The sequence below is a fragment of the Rhizobium tumorigenes genome (assembly GCF_003240565.2).
GTDB lineage: Bacteria > Pseudomonadota > Alphaproteobacteria > Rhizobiales > Rhizobiaceae > Rhizobium > Rhizobium tumorigenes.
Genome location: NZ_CP117260.1, coordinates 108,852 through 126,560, shown reverse-complemented (window position 1 = coordinate 126,560; position 17,709 = coordinate 108,852). Strand labels below are relative to the sequence as shown.

Genomic DNA, 17,709 nt, shown 5'->3' with positions numbered 1-17,709 from the left:
ATGTTGCTAGGATCAAATTAGTTTGCGACCGGTAACATAAGACGCTCAGAGAGAGCCCTTTGGCGATACGCGCAGTGCGAGAGTGCGAAACTTTGCGATTGTGCGATGGTAGCGATAACTTTATTGTTGAACCTTGCTCGAAGCCGCGCGGTGTTTTGGGCAACCGATACGTATGGGGACACAGTGAAAAAACCAGCCGGGGGCAGGCCGAACGGCGCGCCGCGAGACATCCAGAAGCTGACGATGGCTGAGGTCGCCAAATATGTCGGCGTTTCCGCGATGACAGTCTCGCGGGCTTTTCGGCAGGATGCCAGCGTCTCCGAGGAAACGCGCAAGCGGATCATGGATGCCGTCGATGCACTCGGCTACGTGCTTGACCAGTCGGCCGGCAGCCTGTCGTCCCGGCGCACCGGCTTCATTGCGGCGCTGGTGCCATCGATCAACAATTCCAACTTTTCCGACACCGCCAGGGGCATCACCGACGCGCTCGAAAATACCGGCCTGCAGCTGCTTCTCGGCTACACAGACTATGCGGCGGACAAGGAAGAAAAGCTGATCGAGGCGATGCTGCGGCGGCGGCCGGAAGGCATCATATTGACCGGTGGATCGCACACGATACGCGCGAGGCGCATGCTGGAAAATGCCAATATCCCGGTCGTCGAGACCTGGGAGATACCCGAAAAGCCTCTCGGCCATGTCGTCGGCTTCTCGAATGGCGAGGCCATGTCGATGCTCGTGCGGGCACTGGCCGACAAGGGTTACCGCAAGTTCGGCTATATCGGCGGCACCACGGCGCGCGACACGCGTGGCAGCCAGCGGCGCAGCGGCTTCCTGAAAACCGTCGAGGAACTAGGACTCGGGCCCGGCCGCGTGATCTCCTTCGGCGTCCCACCGATCACCATGCAGCAGGGCGCGCAGGCGATCGTCAGCATGCTCGAAAGCTGGCCCGACACCGAGGTCGTGCTGTGCGTTTCCGACCTGTCGGCCTTCGGTGCGATGATGGAATGCCAGCGCCGCGGCATGCGCGTGCCGGAAGATATCGCTATCGCCGGCTTCGGTGACTACGAGATCTCGTCGATCTGCCACCCGCGCATCACCACGATCAATGCCGATTGCTATGGCATCGGCAGCCAGGCGGCGGCAAAGCTGCTCGAAGCCATCCAGGGCGGAGAGCCGAAGGGCGACGAGATCACCCTCACCAGCTGCCGCGTCGTGTTGCGCGAAAGCGCCTGAGGCAAATCTAGAAGGCGATCTGCACCTTCATGGCCTTGCTGCGATCGTTCGCCGCCTCGAAGGCTGCCACTGCATCCTCTATCGGAAAAACTGCCGTCAGCAATGGCTTTAGGTCGACCCGCCCGCTGTTGATCAGATCGACCGCCAGCGCGAACTCCTCATGGAACCGGAAGGTCCCGCGTATCTCGATTTCCTTGGCGACGATCATGTTCTGCGGCAGCGAGATATCGCCGCCGAGGCCGAGCTGGACCAACACGGCGCGCGGCGCCAACGCCTCCAGCCCTGCCCTGACCGCCCGTTCATTGCCGGACGCTTCGAACATCACGTCGAAATATCCCTTGTCGACGCCATAGGCGGACAGATCTTGCGGGTTGGAAGCGACATTGATCGTCCGGTCCGCACCGATGGTCTGCGCCAGATTGAGAACATTGTCGACGACATCGGTAACGACGATTTCGCGGGCGCCGTGTGCCCGTGCCGCAATGATCGCGAGCGCGCCTATCGGCCCGCACCCGGTCACCAGCACGCGCTTGCCCAGCAGCGAACCTGCGCGGTTGACCGCATGCAGGACGACCGCGAACGGCTCGGCGAAGGCCGCTTCCTCGATGGAAACGCCGTCCCTGACCTTGTGGCACTGCCAGCTTTCCGCCACCAGCTGCTGGCGAAAGCCACCCTGGATATGCGGCATCGGCATCGCGCTGCCGTAGAACTGCATGTTGAGGCACTGGTTTTGCTGACCTTTCAGGCAATACCGGCAATGATTGCAAGGTCTGCTGGGCGAAACGGCGACGCGGTCGCCGACAGAGAGATCAGTCACTCCTTCGCCGATGGCGTTGATGGTGCCGGCAATCTCATGCCCGAGGATCATCGGTTCGCGCAGCCGCACAGTGCCGAAGCCGCCGTGATTGTAATAGTGCAGGTCCGAACCGCAGATGCCGCCGGCCTGGATGGCAATGCCCACCTGTCCCGGCCCCGGCAATCCCGCCTGTATTTCCTCGATCCGAAGATCCTTGGCGGCATGAATGACAAGTGCTTTCATGGTCTTACCTCAAACAATGGGAGTAGGCCTCAAACAACCGGGGTGGGCAGTGCTGCGCCGGAGAAATGCGCCGCGAGATTGTCGCGAACGAGTTGGCCCATCGCCTGCCGCGTTTCCACTGTACCGGATCCATGATGCGGATGCAGGACGACATTGTCGAGCGTCATAAAACGCGCGTCGATGTCGGGCTCGTTCCAGAACACATCAAGGCCCGCGGCCTGTATGGTTTTTTCCTGCAAGGCAGCAATCAACGCCGCCTCATCGACGGTTGAACCCCTTGAGACGTTGACCAGTATCCCTTGAGCTCCGAGGGCTACCAGCACCGCGCCATCGACCAGATTTCGGGTAGCCTCCCCACCGGGAACGATGATCACCAGGAAATCGGCCCATTTCGCCAGCGCGATCAGGTCCGGTTCGAACGCGAAGGCGACGTCCGGGCGCTGGCTGCGGGAAAAGTATGCGATATCGCAACCGAAGGCTGCGCCGCGCCTGGCGATGGCCTGGCCGATGCGCCCCATGCCGACGAGACCGAGCTTCTTGCCGGACACTCGCGTCACCAGAGGCATCGCGCCGTTGCGCCAGTAGCCGGCGCGCACGAACACGTCTGCCTGGGCGATACGCCTGGCTGCGGCCAGCAGCAATCCGATGGCAATATCGGCGACGTCATCGGTCAGGACATCGGGTGTATTGGTGACGCGAATGCCGCGGTCGCGGGCATAGGAAAGATCGATGGCGTCGGTGCCGACGCCGTAGCACGACACGATCTCGAGGTTCGGCAACGCCGCCATAAGTTCGGCGGACGCGCCGAGTTCTCCCTTCGTGGCGATGGCGCGTATGTCCTTGCCGACAGCTTGCAAAAGGGCTTGCCTGTCTTTGGCCTCCCACAGACGATGTACGACATAGTTTTCCTCCAGCGCCGTCATGTCCCAATCCGGATACACGCCGGTCATCAGGATATCTGCCTTCGGCATGTCTTCTCTCCCGTGATTTGTCGATTGATTATGTTATCGATAACATATAGTTCGGTTGGTCATGTCAAGGGATGATTTCTGCCCTGACGATGCTAAACATTTCCAGATGACCGCAAGAATTGAAGGAGACGAGATGAGGAACCTGTTCGATCTGACCGGCCGGCGCGCGCTGATTACCGGGTCCAGCCAAGGCATCGGATACGCCCTGGCCGAGGGCCTCGCGACCTATGGCGCGGAGGTGGTGATCAACGGCCGGACTTCATCGGCAGTGGCTGCCGCCGTCGAAACCCTGAGGGCAAAGGGCTTTGTTGCCCATGCGTCCGTCTTCGACGTCACTAAAAAGGATGCGACCGATCAGGGCGTTGCGGACATCGAGGCTGGCATCGGCGCCATCGACATCCTGATCAACAACGCCGGCATGCAGTTTCGCTCGCCACTGGAAGAGTTTCCGGCCGACAAGTGGGAGCTTCTGTTGGCAACCAACATTTCCAGCGTCTTCTACGTGGGCCAGGCGGTCGCCAAGGGCATGATCGCGCGCAAAGAGGGCAAGATCATCAATATCGCTTCGGTCCAGAGCGAGCTGGCAAGGCCCGGCATCGCGCCTTACACCGCCACCAAGGGCGCGGTGCGCAACCTGACGAGAGGGATGTGCGCCGACTGGGCGAAGCATGGCCTGCAGATCAACGCCATTGCCCCCGGCTACTTCAAGACACCGCTGAACCAGGCGCTGGTCGACAATCCGGAGTTTACATCGTGGCTCGAAAAGCGCACGCCGGCCGGGCGCTGGGGCGATGTCGACGAACTGATCGGCGCTGCCGTTTTCCTCTCCGGCAAAAGCTCTTCCTTCGTCAACGGCCACACGCTCTATGTCGATGGCGGCATCACCACTTGCCTTTGAGGTGAGGTATCGCCTCTAGAGGCAACGACTTTGGATTGCGAAGGAGGACGTGATGGATAGGGACAGGGCAAGCGTTGCAGTGATCGGCGCCGGCATCATGGGAACGGCGATCGCCACCCGCCTGCTCGAGACAGGTCATCCGACATCTGTTTTCGATCTCGATCCTGAGAAAGTCGCGACCCTTGCAGACAAGGGCGCAACGCCCGCAAAGTCTGTCCGGGCCGCCATCGAGACGAGCGCGTTCTGCATTCTCAGCCTCAACCACGCCGACATCGTCCGGTCCGTCGTGTTCGGCGATGCCGGCGTGGCTACTGCCGCCAGTGCCGACAAGCTGGTGATCGACATGTCGTCCATCGACCCCGCCGAGACGACCTCGATAGCAACCCGACTGCGAGACGAGACAGGCATGGGCTGGGTAGACTGCCCGCTGTCCGGAGGGGTGCCGGGCGCACTATCGGGACGGCTGACGATCATGGCGGGCGGCAGCGAGCCAGATTTCGAGCGGGCCCGCGTCGTCATGCAGCATCTGGCTGCCAACTATACGCTGATGGGCGGAACGGGGGCCGGCCAGACGACGAAACTCATCAACCAGCTTTTCTGTGCGGTGCTTTTCCAGGCCGTCGCGGAGGCTGTGAAGCTCGCCGAAGCCGGCGGCGTCGATCCGGCGGCAATCCCTGCGGCGTTGGCGGGCGGCAGGGCGGACAGCCGTATCCTGCAGGAATTCATGGGCAAGTTTGCCCAGCGGGATTTCTCGCCGACCGGGCGGATCGACAACATGTTGAAAGACCTGGATTCGCTGCAGGCCTTCGCACTGAAGACGAAAACACCCCTTCCGATGACGGGCGCTGTGGTGGAGATCCACCGGCTGCTGTGTGCCGCCGGTCTCGGCAGCCGCGACTCCGCAGAGATGATGCGCCTGCTCGACGGCTTCTCCGCCGCACCGTAAATTTCCACGCCGCAGGACGTTTTCCGTCGAGGATGGATTTTCGCTTGACCGGCTATTGATGTTATCGATAACATAAAACTCTGCATACGCGTGGCTTTGGGAGGAGCATCGGTGGAAGCGAAAAAAAAGCTACTGGAGTTCCAGACGATCACCAAGACGTTTGGCGGAACCCAAGCGCTCTGTGACGTCTCCTTCGATCTGCGCGAAGGCGAGATCCTGGCCCTGCTTGGCGAGAACGGCGCCGGCAAGTCGACGCTGATCAAGACTCTCGCCGGCATCTACAAGCCCGACACCGGCGACATCCTCTTTCGTGGCGAAAGCTATCATCACCGTCCGTCGCGGCCCAACCAACGCCAGCCGGTCGCCTTCATCCACCAGGATCTCGGCCTGATCGAGTGGATGACGGTCGGCGAGAACATGGGCCTGGCGCAAGGGTTCTCCATGCGTCGCGGACTGATCGACTGGAAGCGAACCCAGGCGCGCGCCGAGGATGCTCTGAAACTGGTGGGCTGCCACTTCGATCCGACGACCCGGGTCTCTTCCCTCAGCCGGACGGAAAAGTCCCTCGTGGCGATTGCCCGCGCCCTTGCCGTCGAAGCCGACGTCCTTGTGCTCGACGAACCCACGGCAAGCCTGCCGGCAGACGAGGTCGAGCGGCTGTTCGACGCCATCCGGCCTCTCAAGGAGCGCGGCGTCGGAATGATCTACGTTTCGCACCGGCTGGACGAGATTTTCCGCATTGCCGACCGCGTCGCTGTCCTTCGAGATGGCAAGATGGTCGGCCAGAAGGCTGTCGCCGACACAACGCCGGACGAGCTCGTGACGATGATTATCGGCCGCAGCAATCACGACCTGTTTGCCAAGAAGCCGGCCGTCGCCGGCAAGGCGATCGTCAAGGTTCGCGACCTCGCCTGCGCCGGCACCAGCCCGGTGTCCTTCGATATCCGCGAGGGCGAATTGCTCGGGCTGGTGGGATTGCGCGGCGCCGGACAGGAGTTGATCGGCCGCGCGCTCTTCGGCTGCGAGGGTTTTGCCGGCAGCGTGCTGCTGCATGACCAGACACCCGACCTGTCGAGCCCCCGAAGCGCCATGGCATCCGGAATCGGCCTGATCGCCCGCGACCGGACGGAGGAATCGGTCGCCATGCCGTTATCGGTGCGCGAAAACACCTACCTCAATCCCGGTGCATCGGGCCGGGGATTGCTGTCCTTTCTCTCCCCGCGACGCGAAGCCGATCTAGCCTCGGCCATCGGTCGTTCCGTCGGCCTGCGACCCAACGATCCCGACTTGCCTGTCGAAGCTCTATCCGGCGGCAATCAGCAGAAGGTCGTCGTCGCCCGCTGGCTGGCGACCGGGCGTAAGTTGCTGGTTGCCGAAGATCCGACCGCTGGCGTCGATGTCGGCGCCCGTGCCGATATCTACCGCCTTATCACCCAGGCGCTGGATGCCGGGCTTGCCGTCGTCGTCGTCTCCACCGATTTCGAGGAAATCGCCCACATCTGCCACAGAGCCCTTGTCTTTTCGCGCGGCAGGATCGTCAGCGAACTGGCCGGCAATGCGCTGACGACGGAAGCGGTCATCACGGCTGCGTCCGCGTCCGAAGCAGCATGAACATTCAGGAGGAAAGCCATGCAATCCATTGAATCAACCGCGCTGGAGCCGACGAAGGGCGAATTGGCCGGATTATCGACCAGCCAGAAGATTGGCCGGCTGATCCCCGTCTACGGACTGGTGATCCTGACCGTCGTGCTGATCCTGCTGTTCTCCCTGCTGCTGCCGGCGACCTTCCCGACGCTTCTGAACGTTCGCTCCATCGTGTCGGACAAGGCTATCATCGCGCTGCTGTCGCTGGCCGCGATGATTCCGATGGCGTCGGGCCGCATAGACCTGACCGTCGGTTACGGCATCGTGCTCTGGCACATCCTCGCCATTAGTCTTCAGACCGCCTACGGCCTTCCCTGGCCGGTAGCCGTCCTCATCGTGCTGGCGCTCGGCACCATCACGGGTTTCCTGAACGGGCTGCTGGTGGAAGTCGCCAAGATTGACAGCTTCATCGCGACGCTTGGAACAGGCACCGTCCTCTATGCGCTGGCGCTTTGGCACACCGGCGGCCGCCAGGTCGTCGGCGTCCTGCCGCACGGCTTTTATGCACTGAACGGAACGATGCTGTTCGGCCTGCCGATCACTGGCTTCTACGTCCTCGGCATCGCCATCTGCATGTGGGTCGTGCTCGAATACCTGCCGGTCGGCCGCTATCTCTATGCAATCGGCGCCAACCCGAAGGCCGCAGCCCTCAATGGCATTCCGGTGCGCAAGTTCGTGATCGGTGCCTTCGTGACGTCGGGACTGCTGGCGGCACTCACCGGCGTGCTTCTGGCCTCGAAGCTGCGCATCGGCCAGGCGAGCGTCGGGCTCGAATATCTGCTGCCGGCCCTCGTCGGCGCCTTCCTCGGCTCGACGACGATCAAGCCCGGACGCGTCAATGTCTGGGGGACGCTGATCGGCGTCATCATTCTCGCTGTCGGGATATCCGGCATCCAGCAATTCGGCGGCTCCTTCTTCATCGAGCCGCTCTTCAACGGGGTCACCCTGCTTATTGCCATCGGCATAGCCGGTTACGCCCAGCGCAAGCGCGGCGCCGTGAGGAGGATCACGCCCGCGCCCAAGTAGACTACGCCGGGATCAACACCGGTACATCAAAACCAAAATGGAGGAGTGAACATGAATCGTAGAACGATGTTGCAGGCGACGGTCGCAGCCCTCGCCCTGATGACCAGCCTGCCGGCCCTTGCCGACCCTATGTCCGATGCGAAAGCGGTCGTCGACAAATATGCGTCCAAGGCGAGTGCATGGGATGGCCCGACCACCGGGCCCAAGGGCGCTGCCGGCAAGTCGATCGTCATCCTTGCCGGCGACATGAAGAACGGCGGCATTCTCGGCGTCGTCAACGGCGTCCAGGAAGCGGCAGGATCGCTCGGCTGGAAAGTGACCGCGCTCGATGGTGCTGGCTCGATCGGCGGCCGGACTGCAGCCTTCGGCCAGGCGATGGCGCTGAAGCCGGATGGCATCATCATCGACGGTTTCGACGCCATCGAGCAGAAGCCGGCGATGGAGCAGGCAAAGGCTGCCGGCATTCCGATGGTCTCCTGGCATGCGGCATCGAATGTCGGTCCCGTCCCGGAAGTCGGCGTGTTCGCCAATGTCACCACCGATGCCATGGAAGTCTCCAAGGCTGCGGCCGACTGGGCATTCGTCGATGCAGGCGGCAAACCCGGCGTCGTCATCTTCACGGACAGCACCTATGCGATTGCCATCGCCAAGGCCGACCGGATGAAGAAGGAAATCGAGAGCCTCGGCGGCACCGTGCTCGAATATGTCGATACGCCGATCGCCGAGACCTCGCAGCGCATGCCGCAGCTGACGACATCGCTGCTGCAGAAATATGGGGAGAAGTGGACGCACTCGCTGGCGATCAACGACCTTTATTTCGACTTCATGGGTCCCTCGCTGGCATCGGCCGGCATCGAGGGTGACGGCAAGCCGGTGAATGTCGCCGCCGGCGACGGCTCCGAAAGCGCCTATCAGCGCATTCGTGCCAAGCAGTACCAGGCAGTCACGGTCGCCGAGCCGCTCACCCTGCAGGGATGGCAACTGGTCGACGAGTTGAACCGCGCCTTTGCCGGTGTCGCATGGTCCGGCTATGTTTCGCCGCTGCATGTCGTCACGACAGCCAATGTCGAATTCGACGGCGGCCCGAAGAACAGCTTCGATCCCGACAACGGATACCGGGATCACTACAAGGCTATCTGGGCAAAATAACACCGCCATGCGGGGCGCGGCCGATGCCTGCGCCCCGCGCTCCGGCCACAGGCGGACTTGGGCCATCACATCAATCAATTTGGAAAAGTCGATGATCGTTCGATATGCTTTGTTCGAAGGCGAAATCCATGCCGGCAAGGAGGCCGAATTCCGTGCCTTCGTGAAGGAGAAACTGGTGCCGCTCTGGACGCAGTTCCCGGGCGCCGAGGAGGTTCGAGTCCTCGATGGCTTCGATCGCGATGAAGGTGCGCCGGTCTATGCGATGGCTCTTGCAGTTCGCTACCCCGACATGGATGCCGTCGATGCCGCACTTCGCTCGGATGTCCGCTACCACAGCCGCGAGGTCAGCGGCGAACTTCTGAAGATGTTCACAGGCCGGGTACACCACCACCTGTTTACCGCAAACGATTATGCGCCGGCGGGCCTTTGAGCTAACATGACACATACCGCATCGTTTACAGGATGAAAGCATGATGGATGGCCGGGTTGCAGTTGTCACGGGCGCAGGTTCGGGGATCGGAAGAGCAGTAGCGCTGGCGCTCCTGGGGGATGGCTACGTCGTTGCGCTCGCCGGTCGCCGTGCGGAGCCGCTGGAAGAAACAGCCTCTCTGGCCATGGCGGGCATACCGTTGATCATTCCGACGGACGTCACCGACCCGGCGTCGGTGGACGCGCTCTTTGCCGAACTGGAGGCGAAGGCTGGGCGGCTGGACGTGCTGTTCAACAATGCCGGCATCGGTGCGCCCACGACGAATTTCGGCGACGTGACCTTCGAGCAATGGCAGTCCGTCGTTTCCGTCAACATCAACGGCATGTTCCTCTGTGCCAACCGGGCCTACCGCATGATGCGGGACCAGACGCCACAGGGCGGACGCATCATCAACAACGGCTCGATCTCGGCCCATACGCCGCGGCCGGGCTCGGCACCCTATACGGCCTCGAAGCACGCTGTGACCGGCCTTACCAAATCGATCAGCCTTGATGGGCGCATCCACAATATCGTCGCCTCGCAGATCGATATCGGCAACGCCGCCACGGATATGACGACGCGCATGGCCAAGGGCGTCCCGCAGGCGGATGGCACGATTGCCGTCGAACCAACCATGAATGTCGCAACCGTGGGCGCCACCGTCCTCAACATGGCGAAGATGAGCCTCGACGCCAACGTCCAGTTCATCACCATCATGGCGTCGAGCATGCCGTTCATAGGGCGGGGATAAAGCTCAGTACCCTCCGCACCTTGGGTCGAGCGTGACTGATGACGGTTGCCAGTCACAAAAACGGCGCCCTGTTTTCACACAGAGCGCCGTCCTGTTTTAACTATCCAGCCCTTTGCAGGTTTAAGATCTCGGGAAGCCTAGCGTGCAGCGATTTGCTTCAGAAGCTTGCAGAGAGCAGCCAGACCGGGATCGGCATTTCCGGCTCCGAGGGTCTTGCAGCGGGTGAGGACCAACTTCTGCTGACTTGGCGACATCTGCTGGTATGCGATCGCAGCGCGGCGGGTTGCCGCACGACCGCCCAGACCCGAACCCGAGCCGGAGCTCGATCCGGTGCCTGAAGCATTCCCGGATCCGAAACCAAGCCCGCTGGTGCCGCTGCCACCGATGCCGGACCCGCCACCGCCAGTAGATCCGGTGCCGCCGCCGACCGATCCCGTGCTGCCGCCATCTACGCCTCTGGATCCACCAACGGACGCACCGACGCCGGCACTAACTCCATTGCCGCCGCCAAGCGACGCACCCACACCCGCGTTGATGCCACCGGAACCGCCTACCGACGCCCCTGCGCCAGCGTTGACACCGCTCGAGCCACCAATCGAGGCAGTCGCACCCGCATTCACGCCCTGAGCCCCGCCTACCGATGCTCCGGCTCCGGCATTCACGCCCTGAGCCCCGCCGACCGATGCTCCAGCTCCGGCATTGACACCATTGGAGCCGCCAACGTTTGCGCCGACCCCCGCATTCACACCGTTGGAGCCGCCGACATTCGCACCGACACCGGCATTGATGCCGCCGGCACCGCCGACGGAAGCGCCGACCCCGACGCCCAATCCACGGCCTCCGCCGAGTGATACGCCGCCGCCGAGGCCGAGTCCTCCACGGTTGCCCCCGGCCTGTTGGGCCTGTAGGGATGTCGCCAGCATTGCCGCAGATAGAAGAACGGCAAGCGAAATACTCTTTCTGAGATTTTGCATGATAATCATCCTCGTTGGTTTAGCCTGTGGCGGGTGCCACCGGCGGAACTAGATCGAGGAGCGCGCGCTTCCTGTTGAGACGGATTGTTAGCGAGTGCTACCGACCTGCCACAATGTAAACGTGTTATATATTACTAATGTTTCACTCGCTTATTGAGCTCTGAGCGCTTCAGTGGATTTTGGTGAACTCGTCCTTAACAGTGAATGGCGATGCTCCAAAGTGGGACATTTCAACGCCTGTTTGTCATCGACCCCTCTGTGACCGTTGCGCCAGATACAACCAGTTTTCCTGCCGCCATGACGTAACACTGGTCGAATATGCCCGACGGTGGCTTTGCATGGGTGGCAAGGATGACCGTCTTTCCCGTCGAGAGTTCGCCGAGATCCTCGAAAAAGGCGCGTTCTGTCTCCGGATCGAGGTTGGAAGTCGGTTCGTCCAGGACGAGGATTTTGGCTTTCGAGAGCAGCGCGCGCGCAAGACAGAGGCGACGCGCCTGTCCGGCGGACAGTGTCCAGCCCTTCTCGCCGACATAGCCATCCAGCTGGCCCGGCAGCAGCCGGACGACGTCGCCGAGGCGGACCGCGTCGAGCATGTGCCAGAGACGCTCGCTGCTTGCGCCGGGATCACCCATCAGCAGATTATCGCGCAGGCTTCCCATGAAGACTTGCGTATCCTGGGTCAGAAGCGCGATGCGCTGATGCAACTCCTCTTGCCTGAGCGCACGAAGATCGACATCGCCGAGCGTGATCGTGCCTGCCCGCGGATCGAAGAGGCGAAGCAACAACGCCATCAACGTCGACTTGCCGGAGCCGCTGGCACCGAGGATCACGACGCGGGACCCTGCGGCGACCTTAAAATTGACATCCACCAGGATCGTCCCGTCCGCATGATGCCCGAAACGTACGCCGTGGAAGACGATGTCGTTGCCTTCCGGCATTGGCACCGGTCGCTCGGGATCAACCACCGCAGGCGGGCTGTCGGCGACGGCCCGTATCTGTTCGGCCGCAGCAATAGAGGCGCTCAGGCGCGAGACGCTACGAACGATTGCACCGGTCGCCTCGAAGCTTGCAAGCGTCGCCAGCAGCAGACCGACCAGCAGCGGGCCGCCGATATCGCCACGCTGAAAGCTCTGGATGCCGAACCACAGCACCCCGACCAGCGCCGTGCCGGCCAGAAGCTGGACCATGGCGCTGGCAATGCTTCCCCGTAACGCGAGACGTCGCCGCGCCGATCCTACGGCGCGCGCCGCGTCGTCGAACTGCTTCTCTGCCATGGCGGTCTGGTCGAAGACGATGAAGTCCGCCAGCCCGTCCATGCTTTGCAGGGCGGCGCTGCGGGCTGCAGCTGATGCCGCAATCACGGACCGCCCCTGCGCCCGCGTCACTCCAACGAGGACGGCTGGCACCACCAGGGTCGCACTTGCAAGCGTCACCGCATAGACCACTGCCGCTGCGGGAATGTACCAGCCGAGGATCGCACTCATCGTCGCCCCGAGCGCAAGCGCCGTCAGCACCGGGCCGATGGCTACCAGAAACGCCGTGTCGAGCGTGTCTATGTCTGCCGTAAGCCGGCTGACGAGGTCGCCGTGGGTGACACCGGTGTCCTTGAGCGGCATGCGAGGCACCAGCCGCGAAAAGAGCCACCCCCGGAGATCGGCAAGCAACCACAGCGTGGCATCGTGACCGACGAGCTTTTCTCCGTAGCGGGCACCAATGCGGATCAGCGAAAAGCCTCGGATAAGCGATGAAGGCCCGAACAGGTTGAAACTCGCGGCCGCCGTCGTCAGGGCTGCCGCCGTCAGGAACCATCCGGAGATGCCAAGCAGTGCCATGCCGGCCACGAGCGTCAGCGCACCGAGGCCGAAGGCCAGGCCGAACCGCGGTGCCCGGGTGCGAAACAGCGGCAGGAAGGACAGGAGGGCTATCATGCGGCATTCTCCTCGAACGCGGGCAATACCTTCGGCCTTGGCTTTACGACCGGCACGATATCGCCGCCGGCGATGCGGAATACATGGGAGAAACGCTCGGCTACGGCGACCGAATGGGTAGCGACCAGCAGGGTCCGGCCGCGTGCAAAGACCTGCAGCGCGTCGAGAACGCGGCTTTCGGTCTCGCGGTCGAGATGCGCGGTCGGCTCATCCATGACAATCAGGCCGGGGTCGCGCAGGAAAATCCGTGCCAGCGCGATCCGCTGCGCCTCGCCGCCGGACACGCCCCGCCCTCCCGCGCCGATTGTCGTGTTGAGCCCGGCGGGCAGTGCGTTGCTGAATTCGAGGACACCCGCGAGCTCTGCCGCGCGGGCAAGGTTGCTTTCGCTTGCAAGTCGCGCGCCGAAGCGGATGTTATCGGCGATTGTCCCCGCAAACAACATGGGCCGCTGTCCGAGGAAGGCCACTGCGCTGCGCTGCCCGGCGGGGTCGATAGACTGCAGCTCATGTCCCTCAAGACAGATGCGTCCCTCGAAGGCTCTGAGCCCGACGATGGCTTCCAGCAAAGTCGACTTTCCAATGCCGCTCTCGCCGAGAAGCGCCGTATGGCTGCCGGCGGTGAGAGACAGGGTGGCATTTTCAAGCAGCCGCCGCCCGCCGTCCGGGGTGGCGAGCCCGAGATGGGAAACGACAACAGCGATCGCCCCTCCCCTCAACGGCATCGAGGCCGGCTGACTGGATGTTTCGACGGCGTTTTCCGGGAGCCCCCCGAACAGCGCGGCGATCTCGACGATGGCCGCCTTGGCGGATTGCCGGTCGTGATAGTGGGCAGCGAGCAACCGCAGGGGCTGATAGACCTCGGGCGCCATCAGCAGACAGAACAAACCTGCCTGCAGCGTAAAAGGCGCCGCCCTGATATGGACGAAGCCGAGATAGCTGAGGCCGACATAGAGGGCGACGCCGGCGACGCCGATCGCGGCAAAGAATTCCAGCACCGCCGACGAAAGGAACGCGATGCGCAGCACGCGCAAGGTCCGCAGCCGCAGGTCATGGCTGGCATCCAGCACCTTCGTCGTCTCGCTCTCGGCCCTGCCGAAGAGTTTGAGCGTCACGATACCGCGCAGCCGGTCGGCGAAAAAACCGGACAATCGGGACATCGCCTGCGCCTGGGCATCGGTGGCTGCCTGAGCGCCCCATCCGACCAGTGCCATGAAGATGGGAATGAGCGGCGCAGTCAGCAGGAACAACAGTGCCACGATCCAGTCGACCGGCATGACGGCCATGGCAAAGACGATGGGCAGCACAGCCGCCTGGATCATCGCCGGGAAAAACCGGGCGAAATAGCCATCCAGCGCATCCGTCTGGTCGATGACTGCGGAACTGAGTGCCCCCGAAGAACGTCGCGCCATCCAGTCCGGCCGCTGATCGAGAATATGGCGATGCAGCAGTCGGCGCAGATGCAGCTTGATACGTTCGGCGGCAACGATGCCGGCGCTCTCGGCGCCGAGCCCCAGCCCGATCCGCGCGATGAAGATGCCGATGAACAAGCCGATAGCCGGAAGCACCTCCGTAACAGACTGCCGCGACACGATCACCCGACCGAGGATCTGGGAAAGCAGCAGGACCTGCCCCACCAGCAGCATCCCGGATAACAACGGCAGGGCGCAGGCAACCATCATGGCCTTGCCGCCATGCCGTTGCAGCCGGGATAACCACCGTCGCTGATTGATACCGTGTTCTGCCGTCATCGCTGCCCTCAACCGCCGCTGCAGGTTCACTATCCTGCGAAGGCCATGCCGTTTTTCACTGGCACAGTCAGTGCCCGAGCCGCCGGGGAGAGGCATTGACATAAATCAATGCGTGTCCTCCGGGCGCGTCGTAGCAACCTGCAGGCCCGGCATCCGGCCGGCACACTGATAGGAACGCGCGCATGATCGACTTCACCGTTGTGGATTTGGCACGCCTGCAATTTGCGGCGACCGCACTTTACCATTTTCTCTTTGTCCCGCTGACGCTGGGACTGTCCGTCCTCATGGCGATCATGGAAAGCGTCTACGTGATGACTGGCCGTGAAGTCTGGCGGCGCATGACGCTCTTCTGGGGCACCCTGTTCGGCATCAACTTCGCCATGGGCGTCGCAACAGGCATCGTCATGGAGTTCCAGTTCGGCATGAACTGGAGCTATTACAGCCACTATGTCGGCGACGTCTTCGGTGCGCCGCTTGCCATCGAGGGGCTGATGGCCTTCTTCCTGGAGGCAACCTTTATCGGCCTCTTCTTCTTCGGCTGGGACCGTCTGCCGAAGGCCGGCCATCTGGTCGTCACCTGGCTTGTCGCGCTCGGCGCCAATTTTTCCGCCCTGTGGATCCTGATCGCCAACGGCTGGATGCAGAACCCGGTCGGCTCCACCTTCAACCCAGACACGATGCGCATGGAAGTGTCCGATTTCGCCGCCGTGCTGTTCAATCCGGTGGCACAGGCAAAATTCGTTCATACCGTCAGTGCCGGCTATACAACGGGGGCCATGTTCGTCATGGCTGTCAGCGCCTGGTTCATGCTGCGCGGTCGCCACCTCGACCTGGCCAAGCGCTCCATGGCCGTCGCCGCCAGCTTCGGCATCGCCTCGGCCTTGTCGGTCGTCGTGCTCGGTGACGAAAGCGGCTATGTCGCGACCGAACACCAGAAGATGAAGATCGCCGCCATTGAGGCGATGTGGCACACCGAGCCTGCACCGGCCGGCCTCACCCTGTTCGCGATACCCGGCAAGGACGGCAACCGCTTCGAGGTCAAGATCCCCTGGGTGCTGGGGCTCATGACGACGCGTAGCCTCAATACCGAAGTCCAGGGCATCCTGCCCCTGGTCGACCATGCCAAAGAGCGTATCCGCAACGGCCTGCTGGCGTCCGCCGATCTCGACGCGATCCGCAAGGATCCGAAGGACCAGGCCGCACGGGCAGCCTTTGCCAAGAACTGGCCGGATCTCGGCTATGCCCTGCTGCTCAAGCGCTACCGCGAGGACATCGTCAATGCCACGCCTCAACAGATAGACCAGGCCGCCCGCGACACTATCCCCGATGTCGGCACGCTGTTCTGGACGTTCCGTATCATGGTGGCGCTCGGTCTCTACATGATCGTGTTCTTCGCCACCGCTTTTGTGCTCAGCAGCCTCCACAAGCTTGGGAACAACAGGACGCTGCTCAGGATCGCGCTCTGGAGCATGCCGGTCCCTTGGCTCGCTATCGAATCCGGCTGGCTGGTGGCGGAATATGGCCGTCAGCCCTGGGCTATCGAGGGTGTGCTGCCGACATTCTATGCCGCCTCGGGTCTCAGCGTGATCGACATGCTGATCAGCCTCGGCTTCTTCCTGGTCCTCTACACCGCCCTCCTGGTCGTCATGATCATCCTGATGCTGAAGACCATCAAGGCCGGTCCGGGAGACTACGCCATGCTCGACGGATCCGCCGAACCAATTCAGATGCCTAAAAGCGCGGCCGCCTAACCTCAAGCGCAGAGAGAACGATGATGAACACGATTCCCCTCGACTATGAAATACTGCGAATGATCTGGTGGGCCCTGCTCGGCATCCTGTTGATGGGCTTTGCCATCATGGGCGGCAACGATCTCGGCGTCGGCGCCCTGCTCCCCTTCGTCGCCCGCACGGACGAAGAGCGGCGCGTCGTCATCAACCTTCTCGGCCCGACCTGGGAAGGCAACCAGGTCTGGCTGGTGCTGGGTGGCGGCGCCATCTTCGCCGCCTGGCCGGCCCTCTATGCCGTCTCCTTCTCCGGCTTCTATCTCGCCATGATCGCTATTCTTCTGGCACTCATCCTGCGTCCGGTCGCCTTCAAGTTCCGCGGCAAGATGAAAGATCCGAAGTGGCGGGCAACCTGGGACTGGGCTCTGTTCATCGGCGGCTTCGTACCGGCGCTGATCTTCGGCGTGGCCGTCGGCAATGTACTGCTTGGCGTCCCCTTCGACCTCGACGGAACCCTGCGCGCCAGCTACACCGGCAACTTCTTCGCACTGCTGCGTCCCTTCGCTCTCCTCGCGGGCCTGCTCAGCGTCTCGATGCTGGTTGCGCATGGCGCAGCGCTCATCACGCTGAGGACAGAGGGCCAGGTTGCAGAGCGAGCACGCCTCTATGGTCGTGCTGCGGCGCTGGCAAGCATTGGGCTCTTTGCCATGGGCGGTCTCTGGGTTGGCATTGGCATGGATGGCTATGTCGTATCCAGCGTCCAGGATGCGCTTGGCCCTTCAAATCCGCTGTCGAAGACGGTCGTCCTCGTCTCGGGCGGCTGGCTCAGCAACTACGGCACCCATCCCTGGATGATTGCGGCCCCCGCCCTTGGCTTCCTCGGCTCCCTAATGGCACTCGTCTGCCTTTCCGGTGGAGCCTTGAAAACGGCATTGCTGGGCACGACCATCGCCATAGTCGGCATCATCTCGACGGCCGGCCTGTCGCTCTTCCCGTTCCTGCTGCCAAGCTCCATCCATCCGGCAGCCAGCCTGACGGTCTGGGACGCATCGTCCAGCCACCTGACGCTGTTCATCATGCTGGTCTGCACGATCATCTTCCTGCCGATCATTCTCATCTACACGGGGTTCGTCTTCCGCGTCATGCGCGGCACGGTGACGACAGCCTCGCTCGGTCGCAACCCCAACGCCTACTAAGGAGACAACG

The 17,709-nt window shown here is 62.6% G+C and carries 15 protein-coding genes; 10 read left to right on the top strand and 5 right to left on the bottom strand.

What is annotated here, in order from left to right; genetic code table 11:
* Window positions 1-243: 243 nt before the first annotated feature.
* Window positions 244-1,233 carry a LacI family DNA-binding transcriptional regulator gene (locus PR017_RS27540; protein WP_111218701.1) on the top strand — a complete coding sequence of 330 codons (990 nt, stop codon included), beginning with the start codon at window positions 244-246 and terminating at the stop codon, window positions 1,231-1,233.
* 7 nt (window positions 1,234-1,240) lie between these two features.
* Here PR017_RS27540 and PR017_RS27535 read toward each other — a convergent pair whose 3' ends face one another.
* Together PR017_RS27535 and PR017_RS27530 are read right to left on the bottom strand one after the other, a co-directional pair.
* Window positions 1,241-2,272: an L-idonate 5-dehydrogenase gene (locus PR017_RS27535; RefSeq protein ID WP_111218456.1), complete on the bottom strand. Its 1,032-nt coding sequence runs from the start codon at window positions 2,270-2,272 to the stop codon at window positions 1,241-1,243.
* A gap of 29 nt (window positions 2,273-2,301) precedes the next feature.
* On the bottom strand, window positions 2,302-3,243 hold the full coding sequence (locus PR017_RS27530; protein WP_111218458.1) for a 2-hydroxyacid dehydrogenase: 942 nt from the start codon (window positions 3,241-3,243) through the stop codon (window positions 2,302-2,304).
* A gap of 133 nt (window positions 3,244-3,376) precedes the next feature.
* Here PR017_RS27530 and PR017_RS27525 point away from each other — a divergent pair, with 133 nt between their 5' ends.
* The 7 genes from PR017_RS27525 to PR017_RS27495 all read left to right on the top strand — a co-directional run bounded on the left by PR017_RS27525 (window position 3,377) and on the right by PR017_RS27495 (window position 10,126).
* Window positions 3,377-4,141: an SDR family oxidoreductase gene (locus PR017_RS27525; RefSeq protein ID WP_111218460.1), complete on the top strand. Its 765-nt coding sequence runs from the start codon at window positions 3,377-3,379 to the stop codon at window positions 4,139-4,141.
* 49 nt (window positions 4,142-4,190) lie between these two features.
* Window positions 4,191-5,087: an NAD(P)-dependent oxidoreductase gene (locus PR017_RS27520; protein ID WP_111218462.1), complete on the top strand. Its 897-nt coding sequence runs from the start codon at window positions 4,191-4,193 to the stop codon at window positions 5,085-5,087.
* Between the two features lie 111 nt (window positions 5,088-5,198).
* Complete coding sequence (locus tag PR017_RS27515) at window positions 5,199-6,698, top strand: sugar ABC transporter ATP-binding protein (RefSeq protein ID WP_111218464.1); 1,500 nt, start codon at window positions 5,199-5,201, stop codon at window positions 6,696-6,698.
* A gap of 18 nt (window positions 6,699-6,716) precedes the next feature.
* Entirely contained in the window at window positions 6,717-7,757 is a 1,041-nt protein-coding gene (locus PR017_RS27510; protein ID WP_111218466.1) for an ABC transporter permease, read from the top strand.
* 51 nt (window positions 7,758-7,808) lie between these two features.
* Window positions 7,809-8,906 carry an ABC transporter substrate-binding protein gene (locus PR017_RS27505; RefSeq protein WP_111218468.1) on the top strand — a complete coding sequence of 366 codons (1,098 nt, stop codon included), beginning with the start codon at window positions 7,809-7,811 and terminating at the stop codon, window positions 8,904-8,906.
* 91 nt (window positions 8,907-8,997) lie between these two features.
* Window positions 8,998-9,336, top strand: a complete 339-nt coding sequence (locus PR017_RS27500) for a hypothetical protein (protein ID WP_111218703.1) — start codon at window positions 8,998-9,000, stop codon at window positions 9,334-9,336.
* 43 nt (window positions 9,337-9,379) lie between these two features.
* The gene (locus PR017_RS27495) at window positions 9,380-10,126 is read left to right on the top strand and encodes an SDR family oxidoreductase (protein ID WP_111218470.1); all 747 of its coding nucleotides are present in this window, start codon (window positions 9,380-9,382) and stop codon (window positions 10,124-10,126) included.
* Window positions 10,127-10,263: 137 nt separating this feature from the next.
* On the opposite strand, the gene PR017_RS27490 is transcribed toward PR017_RS27495, so the two are convergent.
* From PR017_RS27490 to cydD, 3 genes are all read right to left on the bottom strand, one after another.
* Entirely contained in the window at window positions 10,264-11,100 is an 837-nt protein-coding gene (locus PR017_RS27490; RefSeq protein ID WP_111218705.1) for a hypothetical protein, read from the bottom strand.
* Between the two features lie 230 nt (window positions 11,101-11,330).
* The gene (gene cydC / locus PR017_RS27485) at window positions 11,331-13,028 is read right to left on the bottom strand and encodes a thiol reductant ABC exporter subunit CydC (protein WP_111218472.1); all 1,698 of its coding nucleotides are present in this window, start codon (window positions 13,026-13,028) and stop codon (window positions 11,331-11,333) included.
* Entirely contained in the window at window positions 13,025-14,776 is a 1,752-nt protein-coding gene (cydD, locus tag PR017_RS27480) for a thiol reductant ABC exporter subunit CydD (protein WP_111218474.1), read from the bottom strand. Before cydD ends, cydC begins: the two co-directional genes overlap by 4 nt.
* A 182-nt stretch (window positions 14,777-14,958) precedes the next feature.
* Here cydD and PR017_RS27475 point away from each other — a divergent pair, with 182 nt between their 5' ends.
* Together PR017_RS27475 and cydB are read left to right on the top strand one after the other, a co-directional pair.
* Window positions 14,959-16,527, top strand: coding sequence for a cytochrome ubiquinol oxidase subunit I (locus tag PR017_RS27475; protein WP_111218476.1), 1,569 nt, complete (start codon window positions 14,959-14,961; stop codon window positions 16,525-16,527).
* A 23-nt stretch (window positions 16,528-16,550) separates the two neighbouring features.
* The gene (gene cydB / locus PR017_RS27470; protein WP_111218478.1) at window positions 16,551-17,699 is read left to right on the top strand and encodes a cytochrome d ubiquinol oxidase subunit II; all 1,149 of its coding nucleotides are present in this window, start codon (window positions 16,551-16,553) and stop codon (window positions 17,697-17,699) included.
* Window positions 17,700-17,709 lie beyond the last annotated feature (10 nt).